At 66.9% G+C, this 11660-nt stretch carries 12 protein-coding genes; 8 read left to right on the top strand and 4 right to left on the bottom strand.

Annotation, left to right across the window (positions count from 1 at the left end):
• Positions 1–60: 60 nt before the first annotated feature.
• The gene (locus LWW89_RS00330; RefSeq protein ID WP_293259382.1) at positions 61–843 is read right to left on the bottom strand and encodes a prepilin-type N-terminal cleavage/methylation domain-containing protein; all 783 of its coding nucleotides are present in this window, start codon (positions 841–843) and stop codon (positions 61–63) included.
• 401 nt (positions 844–1244) lie between these two features.
• On the opposite strand from LWW89_RS00330, the gene LWW89_RS00325 reads away from it, so the two are divergent.
• Together LWW89_RS00325 and LWW89_RS00320 are read left to right on the top strand one after the other, a co-directional pair.
• The gene (locus LWW89_RS00325; protein ID WP_293259379.1) at positions 1245–2570 is read left to right on the top strand and encodes an adenylate/guanylate cyclase domain-containing protein; all 1326 of its coding nucleotides are present in this window, start codon (positions 1245–1247) and stop codon (positions 2568–2570) included.
• A 145-nt stretch (positions 2571–2715) separates the two neighbouring features.
• The gene (locus tag LWW89_RS00320; protein ID WP_293259376.1) at positions 2716–3396 is read left to right on the top strand and encodes a prepilin-type N-terminal cleavage/methylation domain-containing protein; all 681 of its coding nucleotides are present in this window, start codon (positions 2716–2718) and stop codon (positions 3394–3396) included.
• A 32-nt stretch (positions 3397–3428) separates the two neighbouring features.
• On the opposite strand, the gene LWW89_RS00315 is transcribed toward LWW89_RS00320, so the two are convergent.
• The gene (locus LWW89_RS00315; protein WP_293259373.1) at positions 3429–5396 is read right to left on the bottom strand and encodes a monovalent cation:proton antiporter family protein; all 1968 of its coding nucleotides are present in this window, start codon (positions 5394–5396) and stop codon (positions 3429–3431) included.
• A gap of 128 nt (positions 5397–5524) precedes the next feature.
• Here LWW89_RS00315 and LWW89_RS00310 point away from each other — a divergent pair, with 128 nt between their 5' ends.
• The 6 genes from LWW89_RS00310 to LWW89_RS00285 all read left to right on the top strand — a co-directional run bounded on the left by LWW89_RS00310 (position 5525) and on the right by LWW89_RS00285 (position 9936).
• Complete coding sequence (locus LWW89_RS00310; RefSeq protein ID WP_293259370.1) at positions 5525–6520, top strand: KpsF/GutQ family sugar-phosphate isomerase; 996 nt, start codon at positions 5525–5527, stop codon at positions 6518–6520.
• 14 nt (positions 6521–6534) lie between these two features.
• Positions 6535–7068 (top strand): phenylphosphate carboxylase subunit delta, encoded by a 534-nt coding sequence (locus tag LWW89_RS00305; protein ID WP_293259367.1) that lies wholly within the window; start codon positions 6535–6537, stop codon positions 7066–7068.
• Entirely contained in the window at positions 7065–7646 is a 582-nt protein-coding gene (gene lptC, locus LWW89_RS00300; protein ID WP_293259364.1) for an LPS export ABC transporter periplasmic protein LptC, read from the top strand. Before LWW89_RS00305 ends, lptC begins: the two co-directional genes overlap by 4 nt.
• Entirely contained in the window at positions 7643–8290 is a 648-nt protein-coding gene (lptA, locus tag LWW89_RS00295; RefSeq protein WP_293259360.1) for a lipopolysaccharide transport periplasmic protein LptA, read from the top strand. The genes lptC and lptA overlap by 4 nt, the downstream gene beginning before the upstream one ends.
• 295 nt (positions 8291–8585) lie before the next feature.
• The gene (locus LWW89_RS00290) at positions 8586–9143 is read left to right on the top strand and encodes a phasin family protein (RefSeq protein ID WP_293259357.1); all 558 of its coding nucleotides are present in this window, start codon (positions 8586–8588) and stop codon (positions 9141–9143) included.
• Between the two features lie 229 nt (positions 9144–9372).
• Positions 9373–9936, top strand: coding sequence for a phasin family protein (locus LWW89_RS00285; protein ID WP_293259354.1), 564 nt, complete (start codon positions 9373–9375; stop codon positions 9934–9936).
• Between the two features lie 110 nt (positions 9937–10046).
• Here LWW89_RS00285 and LWW89_RS00280 read toward each other — a convergent pair whose 3' ends face one another.
• Both LWW89_RS00280 and LWW89_RS00275 read right to left on the bottom strand, forming a co-directional pair.
• Positions 10047–10844 (bottom strand): molybdopterin-binding protein, encoded by a 798-nt coding sequence (locus tag LWW89_RS00280; RefSeq protein WP_293259351.1) that lies wholly within the window; start codon positions 10842–10844, stop codon positions 10047–10049.
• Positions 10841–11653 carry an EI24 domain-containing protein gene (locus tag LWW89_RS00275; protein WP_293259348.1) on the bottom strand — a complete coding sequence of 271 codons (813 nt, stop codon included), beginning with the start codon at positions 11651–11653 and terminating at the stop codon, positions 10841–10843. The genes LWW89_RS00280 and LWW89_RS00275 overlap by 4 nt, the downstream gene beginning before the upstream one ends.
• Between the last annotated feature and the right edge of the window lie 7 nt (positions 11654–11660).

Genomic DNA, 11660 nt, shown 5'->3' with positions numbered 1-11660 from the left:
GCACAGGCCTTGCGAAAGGGGCCGCCCGCAGGCGGCTCCCTAAAATGCGGCGATAGCGACTTAGTTGGACGGAATCGCCCGGTCGAACTGGAAGGAAACGGCCACCAGTTGGTCATCGTTGTTATTGGTATTCGGCCAAGCAGCACCATCGATGTGAATGGCATTACCGTCATGGAACAGGCGCACGCGACCGACCTGACCACCATCCTGAGTCCCGGTGCCCAGGGTCAGCGGGTCGGGGCCGTCGATGGCGACATCGATGCCCTTGGCCATCCACAGGGGGATGTCATAGACAACGATGAAGTTGTTGGTCGACTTGCTGCCGAGCGCGCTGGTCAGCGAGCCGAAGGCATACCAGTTGTTGGTCTGATTCTTCGCCAGTTGGCGGTTCACCCGGTTCGGATCCACCAGGTTGGCCTTGCGCAGGTCGGACCAAGGCGTATTGATTTCGGTTTCGACGATGCCGACGCCAGGGCCAGTACTACCGCCGGAGCAAGCACCACCGGTTGTTGCCACCGGGTTCGGGTCGTCGGTATAGGTCGTCCCAGTCAGGCGTACCACGTTAGCCGGAGAATTAGAGAGCACCACACCGATGATGCCGTCGCCGTTGCAGTCGCCCGGCAGACGGCCGGTACGCTTCTCGTGCTCGAAGGCCATGCCTTGCAGGCCCTTGATGTCGTTGACCACCCGCTCGATCTTGGCCTTGTTGATCATGTCGGTGCCCTTGAGGGCGGCGACGAGGATGATGCCGGCGATGACCAGGACGATGGCCAGTTCCACCATGGTGAAACCGCCCTGGCCGCGCCGTTGGGCGGCGAGCGCCCGCTGGATGCGTTGATGCATGGAATTGCTCCCGAATAAGGTTCTGAAGAGTGGGCCGGTCGAAGTCGCCTGACCTATTGCATTCGTCATGACGCTGCCGAGGCACGCCCCCGCCCCGGATGGCCGAAAGAATAGGAAGCGAGCGTCAACGTTTCGTCAAAACGACAGTCCCTTTCGCCCGCTGCAACGATTTTTTTGCGTCAACGCATCGTCAAATCCGATGTCATCCCGTGTCTTTTTTCACATCGACCAACTCGTTGCTTTTATTCATAACCTGTTCAGAGTAGGCAGCGCATATCACCTTCAGCCAAACTTCCGCTCGCTTCCACTCCTGCCAGGGGTTCGACACTCAATATCGCCCCATGCCTTTACCGCAGGGGCCTCGGTACCGAATAATTGCCGTCTCTCCTGATCGCCCGCCCATGTCCTCATTGCCCGGCTTACTCGATTTATTACCCCAGACCGAAGCCTCCCCCCTGAAGTCCCAGGAAATGCCGCGCACAAAAGGGCTATTGCTCCTGGCTACTGGATTGGCCGGAGGTGTCTCCGTGGTCTGGTACGGCCTCTACTGGCTGCTCGGGGTCCGCTTTTCCGCCCTGTTGCCAGTGGTCTTCAACCTGCTGCTGGCGGTCAACCTGCTGGGCTACCTGAAGGGTGGCAACCTCGTCCTATTCCGCAATGTCCAGCTGGGCTTTTTCCTGGTGATGCCATTCGCGGCCCAATGGGGCATGGGGTCGTTCGTCGCCGCCTCCGGCCTCTGCCTATGGGGCGTGCTGGCGCCGGTAGGCGCCATCATGCTGGTGGGCGTGGGCCAGTCCGTCGCCTGGTTCGCGGCCTACCTGGCGCTCATCCTGATCTCCGGCGTGGTGGACTACGCCCTGGCCGGCCATGCCCACGCGGTGCCGGCCGAGGTCAGCGGGCTGTTCTTCACCCTCAACCTGATCGCGGTTTCCGCCCTGGTCTTCCTGCTGCTGCGCTTCGCCTCCGTCGAGCGGGAGCGGACCCAGCAGCGCCTGGAAGATGCCCACCGCCTGCTCCAGGCCGAACAGGACCGTTCCGAGCGGCTGCTGCTCAACGTCCTGCCCGGCCCCATCGCCGAGCGGCTGAAGCGGGGCAACCAAACCATCGCCGACGGCTTCGCCGACGTCTCGGTGATGTTCGCCGACATCGTGAACTTCACCCACGTGGCCGAGGGGCTGTCGCCCCAGCAGGTGTTCTCGATGCTCAACCGCATCTTCTCCACCTTCGACGAACTGGCCCAGCAGTACGGGCTGGAGAAGATCAAGACCATCGGCGACGCTTACATGGCCGCCGGCGGGCTGGACGAGGGCAACAGTCTCGCCGAGGGCCTGCGCCCCGACTACACGGCGGCCATCGCCGACCTGGCCCTGGCCATGCGCGACCTGCTGCACCGGGATTTCGACGTGAACCGGCGCCACCTGGACGTGCGCATCGGCATCGGCACCGGTCCGGTGGTGGCCGGGGTGGTGGGCAAGAACAAGTTCATCTACGACCTGTGGGGCGACACGGTGAACACGGCCAGCCGCATCACCGGCGAAGGCCAGCCCGGCATGATTCAGGTGGACGAGGCAACCTACCAACGCCTGCGCGACCGCTTCGACTTCACCCCGCCCCTGACCCTGCCCCTCAAGGGCAAGGGCGACACGGTGATCTACCGCCTGCTCGGCCGCCAGGCGGCCCGCCCGGAAGACAACGGCAGCGCCGAACCCGCCCCGCAGCGGGCCTGACACTCCAGGCACGGCCCGCCGGGCGCCAAAAAATGACATTCACATTTTTCAGCGCCCGATAGATAATCCCCCGACCCATTTCCTCGCCTGCAAACCTAGGGCCTGGTCCGCCCGACGGGCCGCCCAACCGTCGGGAGGTCGCCCCATGCAGCAGCAGCGTGGTTTCACCCTGGTGGAAATCGCCATCGTGCTGGTCATCATCGGCCTCTTGCTGGGCGGTGTCCTGAAGGGCCAGGAGCTGATCAACAGCGCCAAGGTGAAGAACTTCGTCAACGATTTCCGCACCGTGCCGGTCTTCATCTACAGCTACCAGGACAAGTTCCGCGCCCTGCCCGGGGACGACCGCCAGGCCACGGCCCACCTGGGCGGCAGCGCCGTCTCGGCCGGCGTGGCCCTGCTCGACCCCGCCGCCCAGGGCGGCGGTACCTCCGGCAACGGCCGGATCGAAGGTGCCTTCAATTCGGAATCGGCCAGCGACGAAAGCGTGGCCCTGTGGCAGCACATCCGGCTCGCCAACCTGGCCGCCGGCAGCACCAACTTCGCCGCACCCCGGGACGTGCTGCCCACCAACGCCGACGGCGGCCGCCTGGGCGTGCAGAGCACACCGCCGATCACGGGCATGAGCGGCTCGTTCTTCGTCTGTTCTTCCGGCATCCAGGGCAAGTTCGCCCGGCAGATCGACGTCACCATGGACGACGGGGCCACCCATACCGGTTCGGTGCGGGCCACCGCCGGCACCATCTCGGCCGCCAGCCTGACCCAGGCCGCCGTCTCGGCGGCGGCGCTACAGGACGACCAGACCTACACCGTCTGCGCGGCGTTCTGACCCTGCCCCGATCGTCCCTCGGCCCCGCCCTATCAGCCCTTGAGCAGGCGAGTCTCGGCGGCACTCACCTCGTACTGGCCGCCCAGCAGCACCACCACATCGCCGGCCTGAAAACGCATGTCCGGAGCCGGCTCGACCCCGGTGATGCCGCGCCGGCGCACGGCGCTGACCTCGATGCGCATCTGGTCCAGGCCCAGCTCCTCGATGCTGCGCCCCACCCCGTGGGCCTGCTCGGTGAGCAGCACCGAGTGCAATCGGGGCGCCTGGATGTCCGGACTGTCGTCGGCCCGCTCGGTCAGGCCGTGGAAGAAGCCGCGCAGCAACCGGTAGCGTTCACTGCGGGTCTCGCGCAGGCGGCGCAGTACCCGGTTGAGGGGCACCCCGAGCAGCACCAGGGCGTGGGATGCCAGCATCAAGGTGGCTTCCATCACGTCCGGCACCACCTCGGCGGCGCCAGCCTTGGCGAGACGCTCCAGGTCCCGCTCGTCGGCGGTACGCACCACCACCGGCAGGTCCGGCCGGAGTTGCTGGACATGGTGCAAGATGCGCTCGGCCGACGGGGTGTCGTTGAAGGTCACCACCAGCACCTGGGCCCGGGAGAGACCGGCCGCCACCAGGGTTTCCTTGCGCGTCGCGTCACCGTAGACCGCCGACTCGCCGGCCGTCACCGCCTCGCGTACGTGCTCCGGGTCCAGGTCCAGGGCCACGTAGGAAAACCCTTCCCGGGCGAGGAAGCGGGCCAGGTGCTGGCCGGAACGGCCGAAGCCGCAGATCAGCACGTGGCGGTCGGTGGCCATGGTCTGGGCGGCGATGCGGGTCAACTGCATCGAGCGCAGCATCCATTCGCTGGTGGCCAGGCGCATCACGATGCGCTCGCTGTAATGGACGATCAGGGGCGCCGCCAGCATCGACAGCACCAGGGCGGCCAGCACCACCTGGAGCACTTCCATGGGCATCAGGGGCTGGTTGCCGGTGAGGGAGATCAGTACGAAGCCGAACTCGCCCCCTGCCGCCAGCCACAGCCCGCTGCGCAGGGCCGTGCCCGGGGAGGCGCCCATCAGCCGCGACAACCCCGCCACCAGGGCGAACTTGCCCAGGAGCAGGAGCACCAGGGCGAGCAGCACCCAGGGGAAGTAGTCGAGCACGGTGTGCGGATCGAGCAGCATCCCCACGGTGACGAAGAAGAGGCCCATCAGCACGTCGCGGAAGGGCTTGATGTCCTCGTCCACCTGGTGGCGGAACTCGGTCTCGGAGATCAGCATGCCGGCGACGAAGGCCCCCAGGGCCAGGGATAGGCCGGCCAGCTCGGTGACGTAGGACAGGCCCAGGGTCACCAGCAGCACGTTGAGCACGAACAGTTCGGCGGACTGGCGCCGGGCCACCACGTAGAACAGGCGGCGCATCAGCTTCTGCCCCAGATAAAGCACCAGGGTCAGCACGAACACCGCTTTTAGCGCCGCCAGCCCCAGGGTGCGCAGCATCTCGCCGGCCGGCTCGGCGAAGGCGGGGATCAGGATCAGCAGGGGCACCACCGCCAGATCCTGGAACAACAGCACCCCAATCACCTGGCGGCCGTGGGGCGAATCCAGCTCGAGGCGCTCGGCCAGCAGCTTGGACAACACGGCGGTGGACGACATGGCGACGATACCGCCCAGGGCGATGCCGGCCTGCCAGGTCAACCCGGCCGCCAGGCAGATCAGCAGCACCGCCGCCATCACGCCCAGGACCTGGGCCGAGCCCAGGCCGAACACCACCTGGCGCATGGCATGCAGCTTGGGCAGGGAGAATTCCAGCCCGATCGAGAACATCAGGAACACCACGCCGAATTCGGCCAGGTGCTGCACGCTGGCCACGTCGCGCAACAGGCCGAAGGCGTGGGGGCCGACCAGGGTGCCCACCACCAGGTAGCCCAGCACCGGCGGCAGCTGGAAGCGGCGGAACAGGGCCACGGCCACCACGCTGGCGGCAAGCAGGAGGATGGTGACGGGCAGGAGGTTCATGGCCAGGGGAGTTGGGGAAAAGGGCTCCGGCTGCCCCGCGCGGTCGCGAACCCCGGCCCACGCAAGGCCGGACGGGGTGGAGTGGTATAATTTGCGTCAATCATAACCGCAGCTTCCCGATTGCCCCAATGACCTCCGCATCGCCCGCCGCCACCGCGACGCCCCAGGCCCTCGAACTGGCCCGCGAGGTGCTGCGCATCGAGGCCGAGGCGGTCACGGCCTTGATCGGCCGCATCGACGGCACCTTCCTCGCCGCGGTGAATCTAGTGCTGGCCTGCCGGGGGCGCCTGATCGTCTCGGGCATGGGCAAATCCGGCCACATCGGCCGCAAGATCGCCGCCACTTTCGCCAGCACCGGCACCCCCGCCTATTTCGTGCACCCCGCCGAGGCCAGCCACGGCGACCTGGGCATGATCACCGGCGACGACGTGGTGATCGCCCTGTCTAACTCCGGCGAGTCCGAGGAACTGGTGCGCATCGTCCCCATCCTCAAGCGCCAGGGCGCCAAGCTGATCGCCATGACCGGCAACCCAGCCTCGTCCCTGGCCCGCCAGGCCGACGTGCACCTGGATGCCGCCGTGGCCCAGGAAGCCTGCCCCCTGGGGCTGGCCCCCACCGCCAGCACCACCGCCGCCCTGGCCCTGGGCGACGCCCTGGCCGTGGCCGTGCTCGACGCCCGGGGCTTCGGTCCCGAGGATTTCGCCCGCTCCCACCCCGGCGGCACCCTGGGTCGCCGCCTGCTCACCCACGTGCGCGACGTGATGCGCCCGGCCGAGGCCGTTCCCGCCATCGGCCCCGCCGCCACCCTGGCCGAAGCCGTGCTCGCCGCCTCCCGAGGCGGCCTGGGCATGACCGCGGTGGTGGACGAGCAGCGGCGTGTGCTCGGCATCTTCACCGACGGCGACCTGCGCCGCACCTTCGAAAAACGCCTCGATTTCAACGGCGTCGCCATCGCCGACGTGATGACCCGCTCGCCCCGCACCATCGGTCCGGAAAAGCTGGCGGTGGAAGCCGTCGAGATGATGGAGCGGCACCACATCAACCAGCTGATCGTCACCGCCCCGGACGGCCAGCTCCTCGGCGCCCTGAACATGCACGACCTGTTCCGCGCCAAGGTCATTTGAGTTCCCGCCTCCCCATGTCCGCCACCACCCTCAAACTGATGGCCTTCGACGTCGACGGCGTCATGACCGACGGCCGCCTCTACTTCACCGACGACGGCAGCGAGGTCAAGGCCTTCCACACCCTGGACGGCCAGGGCTTGAAGATGCTGGCCGGCGCCGGCGTACAGCTGGCCATCATCACCGGCCGCCGCTCCAACTGCGTCGCCCACCGGGCCCACAACCTGGGCATCGACCTGCTCTTCCAGGGGGTGCACGACAAGCACGCGGTGATGGCCGACCTGCTCAAGCGCCGCGGCCTGACCTTCGCCGAGGCCGGCTACATGGGCGACGACGTGGTGGACCTGCCGGTGATGCGCGCCTGCGGCTTTTCCGCCACCCCGGCCAACGGCCACGCCGTGGTCAAGCAGTACGCCACCCTGACCACCCAGCTGAAGGGCGGCGAAGGGGCCGTGCGCGAAGTGTGCGACCACCTGCTCGCCGCCCAGGACCGGCTGGAGGCCGCCCTGGCCCCGTACCTGGTGACCTTCCCCGACGGCGCGGCGCAATGAAAGCCTCCTTCGGCCCCGGGCTGTTCCCCATCGGTGTGATGGCGGCGCTTGCCGGCCTCACTCTGTGGCTGTCCCAGACCACCCAGCTGCCGGAACCGGACCGCACCGGCAAGTTCCGCCACGATCCGGACTACCGCATCGAGCACTTCACCCTCACCAAGCTGTCGCCCCAGGGCCTGCCCCACCACGTCCTCGTCGCCGACAAGATGCAGCACTACCCGGACGACGACACCACCGACGTGACCCGCCCCCATCTCACCACCCTGGTGCCGGGCAAGCCCCGCACCCAGGTGAGCTCCGACACCGGCCAGGTCAACAGCGACGGCAGCGAAGTCCAGCTCACCGGCAACGTGCACCTGATCCGCGACGGCGAGAAGGGCAATCCGCCCCTGGAAGCCTTTGCTCCCGACCTGCTGGTCCTGCCCGACGACGAGAAGGCCCACACCGACAGCCCCGTGCGCTTCGTCCAAGGCGCATCCCGCCTGAGCGGCACCGGCTTCGACATCGACAGCGCCGCCATGCAGTCCACTCTTCATTCCCGGGTTTCCGGCCAGTTCGAAAGCCGCCATAAAAAATGACCCCCTCCCGCCACTTCGCCCGCCCCGCCCTCCTCCTCTCCCTGGCCTTGGCCTTCGTTCTCGGCGCCGGCCCGGCCCGCGCCGAAAAGGCCGACAAGGAGAAGCCCGTCAACCTGGAAGCCGACCGGGTCAGCGCCGACGACGCGCGCAAGGTCTACACCTTCGAAGGCAATGTGCGCTTGGTGCAGGGCACCATGAGCCTGCTCGCCGACCGGGTGGTGGTGACCCAGGACGAGAGCGGCTTCCAGAAGGGCGTCGCCTACGGCCTCAACGGCAAGCTGGCCAAGTTCCGCCAGAAGCGCGAGGGCAAGGACGAATGGATCGACGGCGAGGCCGAGCGCATCGAGCACGATGCCAAGACCGACACCACCGAGCTGTTCATCCGCGCCTGGGTCAAGTCCGGCCAGGACGAGGTACGCGGCCCCTACATCCGCTACGACGCCCTGACCGAGCAATATCTGGTGGCCTCCGCTCCCGGCGCCAAACCCACCAGCACCGGCACCACCGCCGCCGCTCCGGGCGGCCGGGTACGCGCCATCATCCAGCCCAAGGGCAAAGGTGAGGCCGCCGGCACCGCCCCAGCCACGGCTAAGAGCGATGGTGCGCCGCTCCGGATCGCACCCACGGTCAACACCGACCGCTGAACGCCCTGCATCACCCGACTGTCCTGCGGCGACGCGCAAGCACGATAATTACACCGCGCCAACACCCTGTTTTTAAGCCAATTCCCGATTTTGTGCACTGCAACAAAAAAGTGTTGACATCGGAACGGGCATCCCTATAATGGCACTCATGTTGCGGTGCAACAGCACGCCGGGATCGTTCCGGATGCCGCCGCACAACGTCGAGAGTCCCTCGGGACTCCGGACCGGGGCCTAAAGCGCATGCTGGCATCGGTCTTCCCCGAAGGATGTTGAACGAGCTTAACTTCCGAAGGAGATGCACATGTTTGCCACCCCCGAGCAATTCGCCGCTGCCAACAAGGTCACCGTGGACGCCCTGCTGACCATCGCCAACACCGCCCTGGCCTCCGCCGAGCGCGTTGCCGCCCTGAACCTGCACACCGCCCGCGCCCTGCTGGAAGACAGCGTGTCCAACACCAAGACCCTGCTGGGCGCCAAGGACGTGCAGGAACTGGTTTCCCTGCAAGCTTCCCTGGCCCAGCCGAACGTGGAAAAGGCCGTGGCCTACTCCCGTAGCGTCTACGAGATCAGCGCCCAGACCCAGGAAGAAGTGTCCAAGGTCTTTGAAGCCCAGCTGACCGAGTTCAACAAGACCGTCGCCGGCGTGCTGGACAAAGTGTCCAAGAACGCCCCCGCCGGTTCCGACGTGGCCGTGGCCGCCGTCAAGTCCGCCATCGCCGCCGCCAACTCCGCCTTCGACAGCGTGAACAAGGCTGCCAAGCAAGTGGCCGAAATCGCCGAAGCCAACGTGGCTGCCGCGACCAACGCCACCGTCAAGGCCGTCGGCACCGCCGGCAAGAAAAAAGTAGCCTAACGGCTCTGCTTTAAAATCCCCCGGTTCGCCGGGGGATTTTTCCATGTGAGCGACCGACGAGGCCGCTTGCTAGAATGCAGTAGCGGTACCCAGCAGTACGTAACACTCGCAGCAAACGCCACCACAACGGCAACACCACGACAAACGGCGACAACAACACTAGGCGCTCCCCACGCCAACCGCTCTTGGACGATCACCTTTGATCTCATCTAACCTGGAGGGTAGCACTATGTCGACGCAACAAAATCTGGACCAACTGAAGGCCGCGCAAAAGGTCAACGCCGAGGTTCTCCTCGAACTGACCCGTTCCACCTTCGACAGCATCGAGCGCTTGTCCTCGCTCAACCTGGAAACCGCCCGCGAACTCCTCAACACCTCGGTCGCCCAAAGCCAGACCCTGCTCGGCGCCAAGGACATCCAGGAGGCCGCCCGCCTGCAGACCGGCCTGGCCCAGCCCAATCTGGAACTGCTGACCAACTACTACCGCAAGCTCTACGAGCTGGTGACCGAGTTGCAGAAGGAAGCCACCCAGGTGGTGGAATCCCACTACAACCACCTGTCCAAGAACGCCACCGCCGCCATCGAGAAGACTGCTTCCCAGGCTCCCGGCGGCGACGTGATGGAAGCCGCCCTGAAGTCGGTCCTGTCCGCCTCCACTCAGGTGTTCGACAACATGACCAAGGCAGCCAAGCAGTTCGCCGACATCGCCGACGCCAACGTCAAGGCTGCCACCACCGCTACCAGCAAGGCAGTGGGCAGCGCCACCAAGGCCGCCAGCGCCGCGAAGAAATAAAAGCATCAACGCAAAACAAAAAGCCCCGGGAGTTTCCCGGGGCTTTTTGCGTTAACTGCGTCGCAGCCGCGTCGCTGGGCGGCACCGCAATGCCGTGCCTTAGTGCAGCCTCAGGGCCGCCAGGTCCAGGCGATGTTGCGGGCCTTCACCTCGGCCAATATCTCATCCATGGCCGCCGCCACCCGGGGCCCCAGGCCTTCGACGCCCAGCTCCAGGTGGCGCCGCTCGCCGTTGTCGGCCATGGACGGCAGGGAGAACAGGCGCAGGTCCGGATAGGCAGCGACGATGCGCTCCATCAGCTCCAGCAGGTTGCTCTCGTAGGCGCCGGGACCGGTCAGCAGCAGGGCCCGGTCCACCAGTTCCACGGGACGGTGCAGGTCGCGGTGGCGGGTATCCAGGGCCCACTCGATCATCGGCCAGGCCATCTGGGGGAAGCCGGGCATGAAGTAGTGGTCGCGCACGAAGAAACCAGGGATCTGGTTCACCGGGTTGGGAATGATGCCCGTACCGGCGGGGAAGGTACCGAGCAGCAGGCGCTTTTCCGTCGCCTCGGCGCCGAAGCGGCCACGGATCAGGGCCTCGGCCTCCGGGTGCAGTTCCAGGGGCACGCCCAGGGCGGCGGCTACCGCCTGGCGGGTGTGGTCGTCCGGAGTGTTGCCGATGCCGCCGCAGGAAAAGACCAGGTCGCCGGAGGCCAGGCTGCGCCGGAAGGCCTCGGTGAGGCGCGCCCGGTCGTCCCCCAGGTACTGCACCCAGGACAGACGCAGCCCCCGGGCGGCAAGGAGCTCGGTCAGCTTGGCAAAATGCTTGTCCTGGCGTTTGCCGGACAGTATCTCGTCGCCGATGATGAAGGCGCCGATGGTCCGGGACGGGGCCGCCGAGCCAGCCGGAATGGAAACGTCGCTCACAACAGTTCTCCCTTGATGACGCGGCCCCGGCCCTCGCCGTGGCCGCCGTCGGATTCAACGCTTACACCGCTGACCTCGATCACCTCGGCCTCACCGCTCATCACCGCCCCGCCGCGCATGCCGCGCAACAGGGACAGTCCCAGGTGCACGTAGGCCAGGGCGGTGAAGGACGGCACGAACAGGCCGAGGAACGGCACGTGGGCGGCCAGGGCCAGGATCAGGCCGAGCAGGTAGAAGCTGCCGGCATGGCGCTGCTTGATCTCCTGCCATTCGGCCGGGGTGGCGTGGGCCGCCAGGGCGTCGAAGGCGAAGGTGCGGCGGTTGAGCCAGGCCAGCAGCATGATCGGCAGCACCAGGGCAGCGCCGGGAATCAACCACAGGGGCAGGGTCACCAGCCAGCCGGCCAGGTAGCCGGCCACCGCCACCAGGCTGTTGACCGTGGAGGCGACGATGCTGTCGCGGCCCAGGGGCGCCACGTCCCGGTAATCGGTGCGGGCCAGGTGGCGCAGCAGCAGGGGCAGGATGACCACGGCGGCGATGACCACGGCGGTCAGGTAGGCCGCCGCCAGAATCACCACCCAGCCGCCGATGGCGGCCAGCAGGTGGGCCAGCCAGGCCACGCCCCAGTTCGAAATCCAGGAGAGTGGCGGCTGGATCGCCAGCCAGTCGATCACCCGGCCGAGAAAGGCGAAGGCCAGGACGATCCACACCACCAGGGAGAGGATCGCCGGCCCCAGGATAGCGGCCCACACGCCGCTCCGGGACAGGGAGGCAAAGCTGCGCGCCAGGGCGAAGAGGACCTCAGCCATGGCGGGC

The organism is Oryzomicrobium sp., from assembly GCF_021287045.1.
GTDB lineage: Bacteria > Pseudomonadota > Gammaproteobacteria > Burkholderiales > Rhodocyclaceae > Oryzomicrobium.
The sequence above is the reverse complement of the archived record's forward strand: the minus strand, read 5'-3'. Positions and strand labels throughout refer to the sequence as shown.

What these genes read in the sequence shown, in the direction of transcription:
- LWW89_RS00330 (WP_293259382.1), bottom strand. Translation starts at nt 843, where the DNA reads ATGCATCAACGCATCCAGCGGGCGCTCGCCGCCCAACGGCGCGGCCAG.
- LWW89_RS00285 (WP_293259354.1), top strand. Translation starts at nt 9,373, where the DNA reads ATGTCGACGCAACAAAATCTGGACCAACTGAAGGCCGCGCAAAAGGTC.
- LWW89_RS00310 (WP_293259370.1), top strand. Translation starts at nt 5,525, where the DNA reads ATGACCTCCGCATCGCCCGCCGCCACCGCGACGCCCCAGGCCCTCGAA.
- LWW89_RS00290 (WP_293259357.1), top strand. Translation starts at nt 8,586, where the DNA reads ATGCACATGTTTGCCACCCCCGAGCAATTCGCCGCTGCCAACAAGGTC.
- lptC (WP_293259364.1), top strand. Translation starts at nt 7,065, where the DNA reads ATGAAAGCCTCCTTCGGCCCCGGGCTGTTCCCCATCGGTGTGATGGCG.
- LWW89_RS00325 (WP_293259379.1), top strand. Translation starts at nt 1,245, where the DNA reads ATGTCCTCATTGCCCGGCTTACTCGATTTATTACCCCAGACCGAAGCC.
- LWW89_RS00315 (WP_293259373.1), bottom strand. Translation starts at nt 5,396, where the DNA reads ATGAACCTCCTGCCCGTCACCATCCTCCTGCTTGCCGCCAGCGTGGTG.
- lptA (WP_293259360.1), top strand. Translation starts at nt 7,643, where the DNA reads ATGACCCCCTCCCGCCACTTCGCCCGCCCCGCCCTCCTCCTCTCCCTG.
- LWW89_RS00275 (WP_293259348.1), bottom strand. Translation starts at nt 11,653, where the DNA reads ATGGCTGAGGTCCTCTTCGCCCTGGCGCGCAGCTTTGCCTCCCTGTCC.
- LWW89_RS00305 (WP_293259367.1), top strand. Translation starts at nt 6,535, where the DNA reads ATGTCCGCCACCACCCTCAAACTGATGGCCTTCGACGTCGACGGCGTC.
- LWW89_RS00320 (WP_293259376.1), top strand. Translation starts at nt 2,716, where the DNA reads ATGCAGCAGCAGCGTGGTTTCACCCTGGTGGAAATCGCCATCGTGCTG.